This is a genomic window from Bacteroides sp. GM023, assembly GCF_014750685.1.
GTDB lineage: Bacteria > Bacteroidota > Bacteroidia > Bacteroidales > Bacteroidaceae > Bacteroides.
The window spans coordinates 72,489-90,925 of the sequence record NZ_JAAXGE010000007.1 but is presented as its reverse complement, the minus strand read 5'-3'; the positions used below and the strand labels follow the sequence as shown (position 1 = coordinate 90,925).

Here is an 18,437-nt window from a genome sequence, read left to right as displayed (position 1 = left end):
AATTCATAAGTTACTTATCTACAGAAAATTTGAAGATACATTGACTCATATATTTTTCTCCCGGACGAAGTACAGCCGAAGGCCATTCGGGTTTGTTCGGGGTATCCGGATATTTCTGCGTCTCGAGACATACGGAAGCGCGCTGGTTGTAAGTAATGCCTTTCTTTCCGGTCAGAGAGCCGTCAAGGAAGTTTCCGGCATATACCTGAATACCCGGTTCGTTGGTATATACGTCCAGTACAATACCTGTTTTGGGAGATTCGAGTGAAGCGCATTTGCGGGTGATGTCACCTTTTGCGTTCAATACCCAGTTGTGGTCGTAACCGTTACCGTTTTTCAGTTGCACGAAGTCATAGTCGTTAATGCGTTCGCCTACCGGAGTCGGGGTACGGAAATCCATCGGTGTTCCTTCTACGGGGAGAATTTCACCGGTAGTCATGAATGTGCTATCCACCGGAGTATAATAATCCGCGTCAATTGCCAACAGGTGACCGGCATTGCTGCCTGCATCTCCGTCGAGATTAAAATAAGAGTGGTTCGTCATATTCACGATGGTCGGTTTGTCCGTTTCCGCTTCGTACTGGATGTCGATGGCGTTGTCGTCGGTCAGTTTCATCAGGACTTTGCAAGTGATGTTGCCCGGGAAGCCTTCTTCACCGTCTTCGGCAAGGTAGGTCAACTGTAATTCCTGCGGATTCAGCTGAACGGCGTCATAAACACAGTACTGGAATCCCTGCGGGCCGCCATGCAGGCAATGGCCGTAGTTGTTGCGGGGAAGCTGGTATTCTATGCCGTCCAATGTAAATTTGCCCTGGTTGATACGATTGGCATAACGTCCGATGCTCGCACCAAAGTCCGACGGCTTGCTGATATAGTCCTGAATAGAGTCGAAGCCGAGAACGACATCATGCATTTGCCCGTCCCTGTCGGGCACCATAACTGAAACAATACGTCCACCGAAGTTGGTAATGCAAACTTCCATGTTGTTTTTGTTACGCAAGGTGAATAAGTCGGTTTTCTTTCCGTCTACTTCTGTCTGGAAATTACTCTGCAACAGGCCGGAATCTGTAGCTTTCTCGGCTTTCGGTGTACAAGCTGCCATTAAAAGGGCGGCAACTGCCCATGTACATAAGTGTTTCATGATATTTTAATTAATACTATTCAATAAATCTATCTTTCCTTCATTAATCAGTTTCAAAATCAACTCACCGAAAAGAGTGTTTTGCCAGGCAAACCATGCACGGGTAAAGTTCTCCGGATTATCCTTGTGGAAAGATTCGTGCATAAATCCTGTTCCGGCATCGGTATCCATTAGCATCTTGACGCAAGTCTTGATTTCCGCATCATTCTTGCTGGTGAAGGCTTTCATCATAATACTCATCGGCCACACCATATCATAACCGATATGTGGTCCGCCGATTCCCTCGCCTGCCTTACCTTTGAAGAAGTAAGGGTTGTCTTCGCTCCATACGAAACGGCGGGTATTCTGGTAAATCGGGTCGTTCACGTTTACGTCTCCCAAATAAGGCATGGCAAGTAAGCTCGGCACATTGGCGTCGTCCATCAGGTAATGATTGCCAAAGCCGTCTACCTCAAAGGCGTACATCTTGCCATACTTGGGATGATTGTATACTGCATATTTCTTTAAGGCTGTTTCTACTTCCTGAGCCAGGTCTTTACATTCTTTGGACAAGGCTGTTTTCTTGTTCACCTGTTCCAAAATCTCAGCAGCCTTGCGCAATGAAGATACGGCAAAGAAATTGGAAGGAACCAGGAACTGAAGTGTAGTGGCGTCGTCCGAAGGACGGAAGCTCGATACTATTAATCCGACAGGTTTTACCGGTGCGCCGAGTCCGTCGTTGTTTACTGTATCCAAAGCACGTTCTGTTTTACGCTGGAACTTATAAGGCCCTACTCCTTCTTTACGTTGTTGTTCCTTGAAAGTTTTCAGTACATTGGTGATTGCCTGAATCCATTCTTCCGTGAAGATGCTGGCATCGCCGGTTGTCTTCCAGTACTGGTAAGCCAGGCGCAACGGATAGCATAATGAGTCTATTTCCCATTTACGTTCGTGCAGTTCCGGTTTCATATCGGTAAGGTCGCTCATCCAGTGACCATCAGGAATAGCACCGTCATTAAAAGCATTCGCATACGGGTCGATATTGATACATTTGAACTGGCGAAGGATAACGCCTGCCAGCATTTCTTTCAATTCGGGATCGGAGTTGGCTAACTGTACATACGGCCACACTTGTGCCCCGGAGTCACGAAGCCACATGGCATGGATATCTCCGGTGTAGACGAACGTATCCGGTTTGCCATCGCTTCCTTTACGGAAATGTACCGTTGTGTCCAGTGTATTGGGGAAGCAGTTGGTGAACATCCAGGATAATTTCGCATTCTTCAGGAGTTTCTGCACACGGAGAATCTCCTTTTCTACTGCATCCGAACGGAACAGGCGTTTGGATATTTCCGGGCGGTTATCTTTCTGAATGGCATCCGCAAGGCAGACGTGCATTTCTGTCATACGGTTGGAAGCCTGTATCTCACCGCCACAGAGAAGCATGCCTGCCAACATACCCGCACTGATATATTTGATTTGTTTCTTCATGATTACTTCTTCTTTTTTAATTCGTTAGAGAAAGAGTAAGGGAAATCACTTTCGTTCGTTCCACGTTGCTGATTGGGCTTCGCATTCATCTCGAAGGAGATAGAAGCACCATTCATCAGATCCTGATGAGTCAGGTAATTCTTTGTATGGTTCTTGCCGTTCAGTGTCATGGATGAGATATAGCGTTTGTCGTCTCCGTTGTTCGGGGCTGAGATTGTTACAGTCCTTCCGTTTTCCAGGTGCAGCTTCATCTGTTTGAAGTAAGGAGTACCCAAGATATATTCATCCGTGCCCGGACATACCGGATAGAATCCCATTGCGGAGAAAACATACCAGGCGGAAGTCTGGCCGTTGTCCTCGTCACCGCAATAGCCGTCGGGAGCGGGAGTGTACAGTTTATCCATCACTTCGCGAATCCAGTGTTGCGCTTTCCAGGGTTGACCGGAATAGTTGTACATATACAGCATATGCTGGATAGGCTGGTTGCCATGCGCGTAGTTACCCATGTTCATAATCTGCATTTCACGGATTTCGTGAATCACGCTGCCGTAATAGCTTTCATCATATACGGGAGGAAGGATAAATACAGAGTCCATCATCTGGTTGAATCCGTCTTTGCCGCCCATCAGGTCAATCAATCCTTGAGGATCATGGAATACCGACCAGGTGTAATGCCAGCTATTTCCTTCGGTGAAGGCATCGCCCCACTTCAACGGATTGAACGGCGACTGGAACTTTCCGTCTTCATTTTTGCCACGCATTAGCTTATGTTCCGGGTCGTACAGGTTCTTATAGTTCATGGCACGTTTGGCAAAGATTTCAATTTCTTTTTTGGGCTTCTTCAATGCTTTGCCCAACTGATAGATGCACCAGTCGTCGTATGCGTACTCCAACGTACGTGCTGCATTTTCGTTAATACCTACATTATAAGGTACATATCCCAGTTTATTATAATAGTCATATCCCAAACGTCCGGTAGAACCTACGTTCGGATGTACCGCATTTGCCCCGTGTTTCACGGCTTCCCACAGAGTTTCGATATCATAATTCTTTAATCCTTTCAGGTAAGCATCGGCTACTATGGAAGCGGAATTGTTTCCTACCATACAACCTCTGTGTCCGGGGCTTGCCCATTCCGGCAGAAATCCGCTTTCCTTATAGGTGTTCACCAGTCCTTCCTGCATCTTCGTGTTCATCGACGGATACATCAGGTTAAGGAAGGGGAACAGACAACGGAAGGTATCCCAAAAGCCTGTATCGGTAAACATATAGCCCGGAAGCACTTCGCCATTGTAAGGACTGTAATGCATGATATCTCCCTTGGCGTCTATTTCATAAAAGCTTCTCGGGAAAAGTACCGAACGGTACAGACAGGAATAGAACGTGCGTAAATGGTCAATATCATCGTCTTCCACTTCAATGCGTCCCAGAACTTCGTTCCATACCTTGCGTCCTTTTGCCGCAATCTGTTCTACGTTGTCATTGCCCAACTCTTTCAGGTTCAGTTCTGCCTGTTCGGGGCTGATGAAAGAAGAGGCGACACGTACATTTACCTGTTCGCCTTTGCGGGTTTTGAAACCAATCAATGCGCCGGCATGATTGTCTTTCGCTTCCAGTTTGCCTGTATCAATCGTGCCATTGGTCACGGCAGCCGTGTAAGTGAACGGCTTGTCGAATACCAATACAAAGTAGTTTTTGAAGTTTTCGGGAACACCGCCGCTGTTTTTAGTAGTGTAGCCGATGATCTTGTTTTCCGAGGGAATCACTTTCACAAATGAACCTCTTTCAAAAGCATCCACTACCACATAGGAGTGGTCGTTTTCGGGGAAAGTGAAACGGAAAGCCGCCGCCCTTTCTGTGGGGGCGATTTCTGTGACTACGTCGTGGTCGGCAAGATATACCTTATAATAATAAGGGGTAGCCGTTTCGGCCTTGTGAGAGAACCAACTGGCACGTTGATCCTGATCGAATACGGCTTTGCCGGTTATGGGCATGATGGCAAATTGACCGTAATCATTTATCCAGGGACTTGGTTGGTGGGTTTGCTTGAATCCCCTGATTTTGTCAGCATCGTATGTATAGGCCCATCCATCGCCCATTTTGCCGGTTTGCGGAACCCAAAAGTTCATTCCCCAAGGGAGCGCGATGGCGGGGTAAGTATTTCCGGTAGATAATGCGTGTTTAGACTGTGTACCGACCAGTGGACTGACATAGTCCACCGGGCCGGTAATTGTTTTTGCAGTCATACTCCATGCACTAACTAACGCAAAAGCGAATAGAGCTAGTTTCTTCATGGTATCTTTCTTTTATTTAGTTTGCCTTTATTTATTTAGTTTGCCTTCGAGCATCTTGATAAAGTATCCGCCTACAACGGAACGTGCCTGAAAACCTCTTTGTGTGGGGTTATCCGTAAATACCCAGTCGGACATCGGCACACGCGTGATGGTTTCGTTCATAAACAGATATACCGGGTCGATGAATTTCTCAAAGGTAGCTTTGTCTTGAGCCAGCGTAGCTGTCCACATGATCCAGTCGGTCTTGGTATAAGTTTCGCGATTATCCAATGGAAGGCCGTATTTATTTTGTTTCGTAAGATAATAAGCGATTTCCGTTTCTGCAACATTTTCAGGGAAGATTTGCAGTTTCAGCAGTTTATCCCATACCAGGTTGTATTTCTGACTCCATGTTCCCGGTTTGTCAAATGTCAGGCGGTAGTGGTCGCCGTCATCTGCCATCTTCACCCATTCGGCAGCCATAGCTTTCGCTTTCTGTGTGTAATTCTCTGCTATGTCTTTCTTACCCAACATATCTGCCAGATAACCATAAGAAGCTACACCCAGGATTGCTTTGATGGAAAGGTTGGTGTTGTGTGCGAAGTGTCCGGCAAAGTCGTCCGTACAGAGTTGGTTTTCCGGGTCAAGTCCTTTCTCTGCCAGATAATCAGTCCAGGTAGTCAACGTTTCCCAGTGTTTAGCCGCATAATCCGCATTTCCTTCCATAGCTGCGATGGCTGCTGTTACTATCAGCATATTGCCCGATTCTTCTACCGGCATATCGCCGCCGTAAGTCTGACCGTTAGCCATCGGATAAGTACCCACATCATGGGCTGCAAACGGTTTGTTCCATTTGCCGCTTTCACTATAGTAGAAAATATGATTCAGCAGTCCCTTTGCCAGTTCAGGGTTGTAATACAGCAACATGGGAGAAGAAGGATAAGTGATGTCCACTGTTCCGATAGAGCCGTTACTGAAATTCTCTTTTGACAAGAAAAGCAATTCACCATTCGGAGCTTCTACCAGTTTGTGGGCTGCAATAACCTGGCGGTAAGCCAGTGCACAAAGTTCGGCGTACTTGCGTCCACCGACGGCAGTCGCTTCTTCCATCAGTTTCTTATCGAAAGCAGCACAGTTTTTCATTTGTGCCTGATATTCTTTTTCTGCTTTTTGGAATTGGGAAACGATTGTTTCATTGCCTTGACGATTCCAGTAAGGACGCAGGTTATCTCCAAAGTATTGGATAGAATAAATGTCGTCATAGCCAATCAGCAGATGGCCGTCGGCCTTTTGTGTTTCACCTAAGGAACGTACCAAGGCTAGTTTATCATATCCGTTGGTGGAAGGTGCTTCCAATTTATTTTCTGCAAAGTTCTTACGCATTTCTCTGCCGTCACCGATGATAGATGCGCTGTTTTCCTTTTCAGCAGCCAGGTAGAAATGTCCCCAGTCGATACGTACGTCGTCACCTTTCTTTTTCAGAATATCCTGATTGCGGCTTCCGGTACGGAGGAATAGCAAGTCACCATCCGTAAAGCTGTCGGCTACGGATTCCTGGTGAGGCTGGTCGAGCGCCCATTGGGGAGAGGCTTCGAAGTAGAGGTCAACTTGGTGTTTCTGTCCGTCATTGGAGGTTACTTCATAAGAAATATAGTTGACCGGACGTGACATCAAGTCCAGGTTATCCATGAATAGAGGAGCGGTAAATGTCAGTTTCAGATCTACCGGGCCGCAAGTAAAGGTATAGTAAGTCTGCATGGCCTGTACGTCGGCAGAGGTCTGTTGCGCCGTCTGGTGGAAAGAACGGTAACCGTCCAGTTCTACCAATAGTCCGAAATCCAGCAATCCGTTTCCTACACGGTTGTGGCAATAGCCGGCAATCAGGTTTTCACCCGGTTTCAGAGAAGCGACCACTTCTTCGGACAGTTTCACTCTTTCGTTCTTCTTGCAAGAGTTTCCTGTGTCTGCTACTTTGATGCCGTTGATATAGATAATGGCGTCATCGTCGTGAGAGAATTCAAGATATACATTCTTTCCTGTCAAGTCTTCCTGGATATCGGCTACCCGGCGTACCCAAATAAATTCTTCGCCCCATTGGGTCTTGGCAGTATGTTCGTTTTCCATTGTTCCGAAAGCGGCTTCGCCTTCTTTCCATGTTTTATCATTGAAACCTGTATTCTGCCATCCGTCGACGGGCTTTTCAGTCGTATATTTAGCTGTCCAGCTACCTTGTTCGGAAGTCTTGACCAAAGGTCTTAGTTCCAGTTCCTCCGTTCCCATGAAACGGTACGTTTGTCCGTCCACTTTGGCTACGCCAATCAAGGGGAAGTCCTTGCCTGTCCAATGTTTTACAGAGCTGTCATACAAATTGTCAGTGGTAGACCATGCACTGGTATAAGGGTCAATAGTTACCAATGGGTATGCCGGAGCACGTAATTCATTCTTTTCGTGTTGTTCCACCTGGGTTCCGCAGCTACTCAATACAGTAGTGGCTGCTCCCAGCAACAGTGTCATTAGTTGTTGTTTCATAATTTTAATCGAATATCTCTATTATATATTTGTTTTCATTCATTTCCGTGCAGGGAATAATAACATCAGTGCCGGTATGCCGGAAGCGGAGTAACTGTCTATCTCCGCACCGACCGGCAACTTCTTATGATATTCACCCCCACAAACGTTACGTGTCTTATCCCTGTTCGCCCAGCCACATTCGATGGTATGTTTCAGGAAAGGGATGTATTGTGTCTGTCCGCAATCATATACCAGCATTGCTATGTATTCCGCAAAAATAGCTGTATAGATTCCTTGCTCGATTCCACCTTCGAAAGGTAAAAGGTTATGTTCGGCAGACATTACGTTCACAGTGTAGTCCGCTCCCAATATGGCATTATCCAGATAACGCTTTTCTCCGGTAGCTTTATAGAGCAGTACTGACGCTCCGATAAAGGTAGCCTGATTGTAGACATGTGCCTTCCATGCAGGATTACCGTTTCCGTGGCGGCTATCGGCAATCTTTCCGGTAGCTTTATCCAGCAGGTTCTCTACTCCCCATTCATAGATTTCCTTGCCTTTCGCAAGATATTGGGCTTTTGTCTGATAATCCGGGCGGGCGTCAGTCGATTCTTTTCTGTTTTTCGGTACATTATTAAATAGAGTCAACGCTGCTACCACTGTCGGGAAGTTGATACAAGCCATTTTTCCATCACCGGGTTTATTGGGGTTCGGGTTTCGGATGGGTTGCCATTGCCAGAACATACCGCCGTTTTCTTTGTCATATGAACCGGTATCGCCTACTTTCTCCGAGCCATACCATACGCGTTTGAAGCTTGCTTCCGAGAGTTTCAGATATTCGTCGTTTCCGAAAAGTTGGTAGGCTCGTGCCAGTGTGATTGTCCACCACTGGATGTCATCATAGATGAACCACCCGGTATTCTCATTGTTATCGTCAAAATTAAAATGACAGTATTGGGCTTTATTCCCTGCGAATATTTTCTCGGAAAGAGTTTTATAATACGCTGTCTTCTCCTTGTTTTTCTGCGCTTTCGCCAGTTTATAAGCATTCATCGCCATGTCCCAATAGATGGGCTGGCACCATATGGCAGCTGCCCCGTTACCACGGTCTACTGCACTCGGATAGGATGAGTTTGTCTTATAGATGTATTTATTGGAATCGAGCAGTGTACTATTAAATCCTTCATAGGCTGCCCATACATCCTCATTAGTGTATGTGTGCGTCTTCTGGTTTGTTTTTCCCGAGTCATCGGCCGCACATAAGGTAGCCGATAGCCCCAGTGACAGAGTTAGCACCAAAAGAATTTTGCTTTTCATGATAGTTTATAAATTAATTGTATTTTTCCTGTTACAAAGATTGCAGAAATAGCTGAAAAAAAACGATAATATCTATTCAATAAAGAACAAATACAGACCAAAACGCCTTTCTGCAATAAAAAAGAAGAGGGTTGGTTATAAAATTCCCCTCACTCTGCCCATCGGCAAAGATGAGGGGAATATTTATGTTACCTATTGAAAACGTTATCCACAACCAGTTATTTGTTATCTGTTATCTGTTACAGTTGTTGTTTCAACCCATTGCCAGTTATTGCCGACTAACGTCGCCGTGTGTCCTTTCAAACCTGTAATTGTCCGGGTATCATTCTGAGTCGGTTGATCTCCTTTCACTTCAAAATCCCAGGCTTCTACTAAATTCGGATTGTCGGCTGTTACCCCTTCTTCGCTGCCTGCGTAGGAAGCATACACCTGGTCTTCTGTCCGGTTTGTTTTCCATATACGTATTTTCTTTATGTAGCCGGAGAACCATTCGTTGCGATTGCCATTGTTGTCCTTCATACAGAATCCTGTCATGTGAACTTCATTTGTAATGGAATTATCATTGATGTATGTTCTCCAGGCTTCACCTACACGGATTATTTCACCTTGTCTTGTGCCATCAATCATAGAATAGCATTTCACATCTGTCGGTGTATCGAATCCCGGCAAACCTTTATCCCTGAACAGGAATGCATAATGTGTCCAACGGTCTTTTGTCCAGTTATCAGACTTTTTCCATCCCGGTTCCCATTCTTCAGGTTTTGAATGATTATCATCTTGCCAATGTGCAACCATCGTTCTCAACAGTCCTTTCGTACGGTCTTGCGTACGCCAACCACTCCAATAAGGATCATTCGTCATCGTAGAAAGGAAGGTGCAGTTATCTTCTCCCGACTTATTGCAATATTCTTTTATATTCACCCAAAGTTCGATTGTAAACGCTTGATTATCATCATCACCGAACTTCACATAGTCTTCACTATAACCAAAGTCGATATAAGAACCTTTATTTCCGTCTACAAACAGGTTCCATGTTATTTGGCTATTATCCGGCCAGGCGGATTCTTCCACCTGAGTTATTTTCTTATCTGCATTCGCTATTGCTTCATTAAACATTTCCTGAGTGATGTGCGTAATCTCTCCGGTTCTTATTCTATCGGCCATACTGTCCAGATCTTCGGCCGCGCCTTCCAAGATCGACTTATTCACTACCGGATACTGTCCCTTGTGATTACCCCACTTTGCTTCATCACTGACAATCGTCCGAATGTCATCCGCTTTAGCCATCAGTTCATTAATATATCGCCGTGCCTCTTCCGACAAATTGTAATATTTCGAATCGTTGAATTTATCGATAGATTGATTTACTTTCGCTATTGCGGCTTCCAGAGTGACTTCATCCAATATCTCTCCAGCTTCCACTTTCGCAATCAAAGCATCTAGTTCTGCAATGGCGCTATTCAGAATATCTTTCCCGGACTCGGGATAAGTGCCGGGGGCAGTTCCATATTCAGAATTATCCAGTAAATAATTTAATGCTGTCCGTTTTTCCTGCAGCAGGTTCAACGGAGTATCCGTAATATATTCATCTTTTATATCATCACAAGCTGACAATCCTGTCAGGCAGTAAATCAGCAGGAGAGAGAGAAGCATTGTGCTCCCTCTCCAGTTATTGATCAAATGTTTCATGTTCTTCATTGTTTTTATATTATTGTCCTTCTGCAACACGTTCCCATTTATAAGTTCCGACAATCTTGGCAGTATGCCTGCCGGTCAGGTCAAGAACTTCACTGGTGGTACCGGACGGTTTCGTGGTAAAGTTCCACGCAGCAACCAAATCTCCTTCCTTTCCCGTGACCTCTGCCGTACCTTTATAAGACTCCTGTATATATGTGTCATTCTTTGCGCTTTTCCAGATACGGATATTCTTCATGTAACCGGCGAAACCTTCTTCAAATAAGTTGTCGTCTCCGGTACGCATATAACGTCCGAAAGCAGTCATAGGCTTATTGTTATCAGCAAAATTACTCGAATTATAATATCTGCTTCCTACGTTCTTCTCTGTAGTCTTCACTTCCCCGTTTACATACAATTTTGCACGCAAATCCGGGCTGTCCGGCAAACCAGTATCGCTATAGACAAACAGAAAATGCTGCCACTCTCCGTCTTCCGGCGCACTGAGTGACGGTTCACAGATATTACCTCCGGTCTCACCCCAAGTGGCACGATAGATACCACCACTCGAATTGCGCCAATACATCATCCAGCCATTATGCCATCCGCTTCCCCCTATAAAAGTAGACAGGAAAACATTCTGGTCTTTTCCACCGCCTTGAGTCACTTTTACCCAAAATTCAATAGTAAAGGACTGATTGTTTTGAGTTCCGAATTTTACGTACTCCTCACTGCGTCCGAAATCAATGTAAGACCCGCCATTTCCACGTCCGTCGACAAATAATTCGGATGGTATCGTTTCAGCATCTTCGGTCCGGACCATTGCTTCAAATTTGTCAATGGCACCCCTCACATTATCTACATAGCGCTGTTTTTCACTTTCCGACGGAGACGGATTCTGATACTTTATTAGTAGCACCGCACGATTAGCGGCATCTATCGCATCCGTCAGGATTGCTCTACTTTCAGCGGGATATTGTCCTTTCTTTTCGCCATATTCTGAGTTTGTCTGCAAATCCGTCATCTCAATGATTAATGCGTCCAACCGATCAATATATACGTCTTTTATCTCTGGAGCTACTGTATAATTATCATGGGTTTCCTCAGTACAAGCCATCAATTGAAGCACCAGTATCATACAGCCGATACAATACCACAGGTTCCGATTTAAATATTTTGCATTCATCATTCTTTTTTTTATAGATTATACTTATTTTTCTGCCGGAAACAACAACATCAAAGCAGGTATTCCGGATGCTGAGTAACTATCGACCGTAGCTCCCTCTATCACTTCCTTATTATATGCGCCGCCACATAAATTACGTGTTTTATCGCGATTAGCCCAACCGTAATTAATATTCCGTTTCAAAAACGGAATATATTTAGTCTGATCACAATCATAGACAAGCATGGCGACGTACTGTGAAAAGACAGCCGTATAAATGCCCTGTTCTATGCCATCTTCATACGGCAATAAGTCGTAAGTTCCGGACATGGTATCCACCACATAATCTGTTGCGACAATCGCATTATCCAGATAAGCCTGCTCTCCTGTCGCTTTATAAAGTAATATAGAAGCACCAATGTACGTAGCCTGATTGTAAACATGGTCCGTCCATGCCGGATTGCCATCACCAGCCTTACTATCCGCAACTTCGCCAGTATTAGTATCCACCAGGTTTTTTACCCCCCATTCATATATTTCCTTCCCCTTCTCCAGATAAGCCTCTTTCGTTTCATAATGAGGACGTACAAAATCTCCATAACTATTGCTCCACCGCTCCGGTTGCATATCTTCCATACGGTCGGCCGGAACATTATTATAAAGGGTTAATGCCGCTACCACCGTAGGAAAATTAATACAGGCCATCTTAGCGTTAGTTGCCAGATTCTCATCAGGGTTAGTAATAGGCTGCCATTGCCAGAACATACCGCTGCCCAAATTCTTCGCCGGATCTGCATAGGAGCCTGTATCTCCTACCCTAGGCGAACCATACCATACACGGGCAAAGCTGGCTTCCGCCAGGCTACGGTATTGTTCTGTACCAAACAATTCATAAGCGCGTGCCAGAGTAATGGTCCACCACTGAACGTCGTCATAAATAAACCATCCCTTGGCCAAATCGTTATCATCAAAATCAAAATTCTTGTATTGAGCTATATTTCCCGCAAATAAGTCCTCACACAAAGTTTTATACTTTGCTTCCTTCTCTTCATTTCCTTCCACCTTTGCACGCTTATATGCGTTCATTGCCATATCACAATAGAAAGGTTGGCACCAAATAGCCGCCGCCCCATTATAACGGTCGACAGCAGACGAATACGCCGTACTTGTCTTATATATATTTTTATCTGCATCCAACAAATAATCATTAAATGCTTCATAAGCTGTCCATACGTCCTCATTTGTATATTCAGAGACAAGCTCATAATCGGGAGTATACGGTTTTGCCAATTTATCATCATTACAGGAAACTACGTTCAATGCAGCTACCGTAAGACAAAATGCTGAAAAAATAAATTGTTTCATAATTACTCTTTATATAATAAGTATTAGAATCCGGTATTCTGAACCAAATTTTTATCAATATCGATTTCACTCTGCGGAATTGGGAAGAAATATTGACGAGTGAAAACACGTTTTATAATCTCTGTACGTTTAAAGAAATCATTTCCGTCATAATTTACATTCATTCCATGTATCGGTTTATTAAAATGTTCATCAACCAATCCCCAACGACGCACATCGAAATAACGGCAGTTTTCAAAACTCAGCTCAACGCGTTTCTCTTTACGGATTAATTCCATTACCTCTTTTGTCGTCGTCGGTTTTATCAAATTCTGCGTTTCACCATATCCAGGGATTCCCGCACGCTTACGAATCAGGTTCATGTAAGTCCAGATATCTTCATTCGTCGGTTCTACATTGGCAAGTGCTTCAACATAATCGAAATAAATATTAGTCAGACGCAGCAAAACGCAAATCAGATTTTGTTTACGGTTACCGGAATCCATATTTTTGCGAACCAAATACCCTGTACTTGTATAATCATTGCTCCCTTGTTTTTTTCCACAATTTCCACTATAAGTAAAATCGATTGTATAGCCTCCTTCGGTTCCCTCAAACCATTTTGAATTACTAAATGTAATGTCTGCATAAAAGCGAGGGTCACGATTCACATACATCATCCGTGTGCCTTTCTGCGCATATACAGTGCCATCCGCCGCGGTATAGTCGGTTGTGGATATTCCATTTTCTACATACTGAGATTCCTCATTGATAATCGGCGTAATACCATCTGAAGCATAACCTGTGACAGGCGACTCACCATTTCGCATAAAGTAAGCGTCTACTATTTCCTGTGTAGCTCCAAGTAAACTACCTCCTCTATAGTCATCTGTATTCCCGGATTTATTAGGTGTACGGTCATATTGCATAGTTTCCGCCGCATTATCCAAACGATAGAAAATCATTTCTTTATTAGTGCCGACTTCAGAAAACAGAGTTCTCATTCCCCGGCGATAAGACTCCATCGGATTAAAGGTCAGGGCATCCGCTCCAGTCACTGCTACACCTTTTTTATCCGTATACATGAGATGATAGCGGCTTCCGTAATTCTGAAAGAACGTTTTACATTCATCTATTACCTTTTGCCAGTTGGCGCGTTTAGTAGCCTCATCCGGTTTGGACGGAAACAATTTCGTTCCGTCTGGATTGGCCAAATTCGCGTAATAAGTGCATTCGCCATTGAACAGCCAACTCGCACGGTAAGTCAAAGCTTCAATAATGAAAGCCTGCGCAATAGACTGGTCAATACGTCCATATCCGGACACCTTGTCAGTTGAAGCATCATCCATCAAGCCATCTTTCTGAGCAGCCTTCAGTTCGGACACTATGAAATTAAAGCAAGCGTCCACCGTGCTACGTGAAAGTTGCAACTCATCACTTGGGGTATCCATGGCATAATCAGAATCAAGCAAAGGTACCGGCCCATAAGTACGCACCAGATAAAAGTAATAAATAGCCCGCAAAGCTCTCGCTTCCGCCTTCCATTGATTTCTTTCTGTTGCAGTCAAAGGTGCCAAATCTACATATTCTGTGAATACAGCCGCCTCATGTATGCCCGAGAACCAACTTTTCCAACGGTATAACACCATCGTATTTTCCGTAGCATCAATGGAATTATTATTAATCAGTTTCGCTTTATTTCCCGATGAGGTCCACTCTGCTTCGTCACTGGCGGCTGTCCACGGGCCGGGTGTGCGATACAAGCTTGTTTCATGCACCTGCCGTTGATTGAATTCATCCGGCAAAAAAGTATACACATTGGAAAGATATTTCAATGCACCATCTCTAGTTGTGAAAATCTCCTTAAGAGATAACCGGTCATCCGGCACTTGATCAAAATAGTCATTACAAGATGTTATAAACAAACTTGTCAACAGACTTACAATTATATAATTATACTTTTTCATTATCTTTTCTTTTAGAATGTGAAGTTGAGACCTATCGAATAGGATGTTGTATTAGGATAAGAAGCACCATTATCGGTATTCAATTCCGGATCCCAAAGTTTGAACCGGCTCAAAGTGAACAAATTAGTACCCATTACATAGACAGCTGCATTCTTTAAACGCACTTTATTAACCCAATCTTTAGGTAAATTATAAGAAATCTGCAGCGTTTTCAACCTCATAAAATCCATATTCCGTACCCACCAAGTACTCTTCTGGAAGTTATTTACATAACTGGCCGTCTCGTTTCCATAAGACAAACGCGGATAAAACACATTCTGGTTTGGATTATCCTCAGTCCACCTGTCATCAATATTGCAATACAGATTACCAGTTCCACCACCACCGCTAAACGGATTTATACTGCTTCCATTTAATACACGTTCTGCACCGGCAGTTCCCTGAAACATCATCCCCACAGACAAGTCTTTCCACGCCACAGTGAAACCGAAACCATAAACAGTAGTAGGCACATCACCCCGGGAAATATATGTTTGATCGTAAGAGTCAATTTGACCATCATTATTCAAATCTTTATATTTTATATCTCCGGCTTTTACTGTACCAAATTGACTGGCAAAAGGTTTCGGAGTAATCGCCTTATTAGCATCAGACAAAACCTCCCAGCGATGCATATCGTCAATCTCAGCTTGCGTAAAAAGCCCTTCCGCTATGTATCCTTTAGCTGCTTTAATGTTACGCCCATACTGATTCATCCATTCATATTTTTGTTCTGGAAGTTCACCTTGAACCCATTTATCCTTATTAAAAGTTATATTACCCCGGAGAGAAATCAACCAATCTTTATTAATACGCTTGTTGTATTCGATTGTTCCGTCGAATCCTTTATTCTCCACAATTCCAATATTTCCGTAAGGGGCTGATGTATTGTATCCCAAGAAAGAAGGAATAGAATTTTCCCGTTTCAACAAAATGTTTTCACGCCGTTCTTTGAAAATATCAAAAATGATAGACAGGTCATCATTAAAGAGTTTAATATCAACACCTAAATTCTGCTTGTGAGACTCTTCCCAAACTAAATCCACCGCCATATTCAGTGTTTCATATCCAGACCATTTGGTTCCATTCGGTCCAAATTTATATCCATAGCTACTATTTTCTTTCATTTGATCCAAATACATGAAACGACGGTCGTTAACATCACTATTACCTACCTTCCCATCGGTGTATCGTATCTTTAGAAAGGAAACGACTTTTGACAGAGGTTGCCAAAATTTCTCGTTTGAAACAACCCACCCGACTCCAAAGGCAGGAAAAGTCCCGAAACGATGTCCCGGTGAGAAATTCTCGGCACCATTATAACCAATATTGAATTCCGCAAAATAACGGTCCTTCCATGAATAAGTGGCACGGCCTGCAATACCCATCATACGATAAGGAATAGCATCCTCCAGCGTGCTTTTCGGATACAACAACTTAGACTGCTGATTAAACAAGAACAAAGCGCTGACACGGTGATCTTCATTAAATGTGCGATCATAGATCAAAGAGGCTTCCAGATAAGTCTTTTTATTTCCGCCCGTTGTTTGGTTATAACTTAAGACATTGCTACCTTCATAGATTCGTTGCAAAATAGGTTGCCCATTCATATCATAAGGTACATTTGTATCCAAAAAATTATAGGTAGACTCTTCACGATCTTGATGCACGTGTATCTCGTTATATACGTCGAATGCATACATTGCACTGATTTTTAAACCTTTCGTTATCATATCCAATTCCTGAGTCAAACGCAAATTGGAGTAAATCTGATTCTTTGTCAGATTATCGTAACCTCGGCGAGTGGCCTGTGAGTAAGGATTATTAAAATTATTATTTGTAGAGATACCAGGGATATACGATTCTCCATTAATAAAGAACATCTTCGGATACTCGACAGGTGAAATAGACATAGCAGCATTATACAAACTGGAAGAAGAAATTGCAGGATAATTTCCTTCACCCAAATAACCTTGAGCACCAATTTCCGCTTTGGTAGTGGGAGTGATGTCAAGACTCAGATTGGTAGTGAAGTTATAGCGGCTGTATTTCATTTCCGAATCATAAGTATTTATACGCTTGTCTGTCACTGTCATACCGGTCTCATTAAAGTAGCTTACAGACGCATAATAGGATACTTTTTCACTACCACCGCGCACGTTTACATTCACGCGCCGATTGTGTCCCCAATCATTAAATATTTCATGTAACCAGTCTACATTCGGATATAGATAAGGATCCTTCCCTACAATTGTATTATTTATATATTCATCTGTATATTTTGTAGCAGTCCCATCATTACGCATCGCTTCATTGGCAGCTTTCATATAGGTAACGCCATCTGCCAGGTCAACCATCTTCGTGAAACGGGTAAACGATTCATAATAATCCGCACTTACTGTCGGCTTTCCAATCTTTCCCGGTTTGGTCTTAATCAAGATGACACCATTCGCGCCACGTACACCATATACGGCTGTAGCCGACGCGTCTTTCAGCGTTGTCAATGATTCAATATCTTCAGGATCGATGTCATTGAATGAACGTTCCACACCATCGACCAATACCAGCGGAGAAGACGTGTTTGGAGTTGAAATACCACGAATCCAAATATCAGCCGCATCCTTGCCCGGCTCACCCGTACGCTGTACTGCTACCACACCGGCGAGACGTCCGGCCAGGGTTGTCGTCAAACTGGCAGACGGTGTTTTAATGTCTTCCATCTTCATGGAAGATTGGGCACCGATATTACTGATCTTACGCTGGGTACCATAACCCACGATAACGGTTTCTTCCAGTTCGTTCACCTGTTCTTCCAAGGTCACATCATAAATATTCGTAGAAGCATTCGTTCTTATTTCAGATGTCTTAAATCCAATGTAGGTAAATTTAATCAGTATGCTTTTCTTATCTACAAACAACTCATACAAACCATCCATATTGGTAATCGAGCCATTTGTATCGCCATCCACCGTTACATTCACACCAATAAGCGGTTCGCCTTTTATATCTATGACACGACCGGTTATTTTACGCTTATTCTGTTGTTGCGAAGTCGGAGCAGCGGCACGTCCGGAGATAAACACTTGCCTGTCGGAAATCCGGTAGGTATATGAAGTGCCTTCAAAAAGTTCGGAAAGAATTTCTTCTATCTTCTTATCTTTACTGTCGATGGAGACCTTACGGTCCAAATTCACAGCATCATCCAAATAGAAGAAAACGAATTGGCTACTTTTCTCTATTGTATGAAGAACTTCCCGTAGCGTAGTGTTATTCACACTGACCGAGAGAGTCTTTAATTGAGAATAATTGTTTGTACTGGCGAAAGAATAATCTATTCCGAGAAGTAAGAAGCAAAGGAATAGCGTGAGAACCTTACTCTTTCGTTCTCTAATTGCATTTTTCATATTAATCATGTTAAAAATTTCTCATAATATCACTTTCTACAACTTAACATTTATGGGCATACAGATCCCACCTGGATGATACTGCGGCATCACCCACTCTTATAAAAAATCACCATAAGATATAGGAATTTA

The 18,437-nt window shown here is 43.5% G+C and carries 10 protein-coding genes; all 10 read right to left on the bottom strand.

Annotated elements, in window-relative coordinates; translation table 11 throughout:
• Nucleotides 1-10: 10 nt before the first annotated feature.
• Nucleotides 11-1,141 carry an aldose epimerase family protein gene (locus tag HC965_RS15870; RefSeq protein WP_191032375.1) on the bottom strand — a complete coding sequence of 377 codons (1,131 nt, stop codon included), beginning with the start codon at nt 1,139-1,141 and terminating at the stop codon, nt 11-13.
• A gap of 6 nt (nt 1,142-1,147) precedes the next feature.
• Nucleotides 1,148-2,566, bottom strand: coding sequence for a glycoside hydrolase family 125 protein (locus tag HC965_RS15865; RefSeq protein WP_223854932.1), 1,419 nt, complete (start codon nt 2,564-2,566; stop codon nt 1,148-1,150).
• A gap of 47 nt (nt 2,567-2,613) precedes the next feature.
• Nucleotides 2,614-4,905 carry a GH92 family glycosyl hydrolase gene (locus tag HC965_RS15860; RefSeq protein ID WP_191032373.1) on the bottom strand — a complete coding sequence of 764 codons (2,292 nt, stop codon included), beginning with the start codon at nt 4,903-4,905 and terminating at the stop codon, nt 2,614-2,616.
• A gap of 27 nt (nt 4,906-4,932) precedes the next feature.
• Nucleotides 4,933-7,413, bottom strand: coding sequence for a glutaminase domain-containing protein (locus HC965_RS15855; RefSeq protein ID WP_191032372.1), 2,481 nt, complete (start codon nt 7,411-7,413; stop codon nt 4,933-4,935).
• A 39-nt stretch (nt 7,414-7,452) separates the two neighbouring features.
• Nucleotides 7,453-8,712, bottom strand: coding sequence for a glycoside hydrolase family 76 protein (locus HC965_RS15850; protein WP_191032371.1), 1,260 nt, complete (start codon nt 8,710-8,712; stop codon nt 7,453-7,455).
• A 225-nt stretch (nt 8,713-8,937) separates the two neighbouring features.
• Entirely contained in the window at nt 8,938-10,401 is a 1,464-nt protein-coding gene (locus HC965_RS15845) for a DUF4972 domain-containing protein (RefSeq protein WP_191032370.1), read from the bottom strand.
• A gap of 19 nt (nt 10,402-10,420) precedes the next feature.
• Complete coding sequence (locus HC965_RS15840; RefSeq protein WP_191032662.1) at nt 10,421-11,572, bottom strand: DUF4972 domain-containing protein; 1,152 nt, start codon at nt 11,570-11,572, stop codon at nt 10,421-10,423.
• A gap of 24 nt (nt 11,573-11,596) precedes the next feature.
• The gene (locus HC965_RS15835; RefSeq protein WP_191032369.1) at nt 11,597-12,916 is read right to left on the bottom strand and encodes a glycoside hydrolase family 76 protein; all 1,320 of its coding nucleotides are present in this window, start codon (nt 12,914-12,916) and stop codon (nt 11,597-11,599) included.
• A gap of 23 nt (nt 12,917-12,939) precedes the next feature.
• Nucleotides 12,940-14,862, bottom strand: coding sequence for a RagB/SusD family nutrient uptake outer membrane protein (locus tag HC965_RS15830; protein ID WP_191032368.1), 1,923 nt, complete (start codon nt 14,860-14,862; stop codon nt 12,940-12,942).
• An 11-nt stretch (nt 14,863-14,873) separates the two neighbouring features.
• Entirely contained in the window at nt 14,874-18,305 is a 3,432-nt protein-coding gene (locus tag HC965_RS15825; protein ID WP_191032367.1) for a TonB-dependent receptor, read from the bottom strand.
• Between the last annotated feature and the right edge of the window lie 132 nt (nt 18,306-18,437).

Bases quoted from the DNA above. Each gene is read 5' to 3' on its own strand.
- HC965_RS15870 (WP_191032375.1), bottom strand. From the start codon at position 1,141: ATGAAACACTTATGTACATGGGCAGTTGCCGCCCTTTTAATGGCAGCT.
- HC965_RS15865 (WP_223854932.1), bottom strand. From the start codon at position 2,566: ATGCTTCTCTGTGGCGGTGAGATACAGGCTTCCAACCGTATGACAGAA.
- HC965_RS15860 (WP_191032373.1), bottom strand. From the start codon at position 4,905: ATGAAGAAACTAGCTCTATTCGCTTTTGCGTTAGTTAGTGCATGGAGT.
- HC965_RS15855 (WP_191032372.1), bottom strand. From the start codon at position 7,413: ATGAAACAACAACTAATGACACTGTTGCTGGGAGCAGCCACTACTGTA.
- HC965_RS15850 (WP_191032371.1), bottom strand. From the start codon at position 8,712: ATGAAAAGCAAAATTCTTTTGGTGCTAACTCTGTCACTGGGGCTATCG.
- HC965_RS15845 (WP_191032370.1), bottom strand. From the start codon at position 10,401: ATGAAACATTTGATCAATAACTGGAGAGGGAGCACAATGCTTCTCTCT.
- HC965_RS15840 (WP_191032662.1), bottom strand. From the start codon at position 11,572: ATGAATGCAAAATATTTAAATCGGAACCTGTGGTATTGTATCGGCTGT.
- HC965_RS15835 (WP_191032369.1), bottom strand. From the start codon at position 12,916: ATGAAACAATTTATTTTTTCAGCATTTTGTCTTACGGTAGCTGCATTG.
- HC965_RS15830 (WP_191032368.1), bottom strand. From the start codon at position 14,862: ATGAAAAAGTATAATTATATAATTGTAAGTCTGTTGACAAGTTTGTTT.
- HC965_RS15825 (WP_191032367.1), bottom strand. From the start codon at position 18,305: ATGAAAAATGCAATTAGAGAACGAAAGAGTAAGGTTCTCACGCTATTC.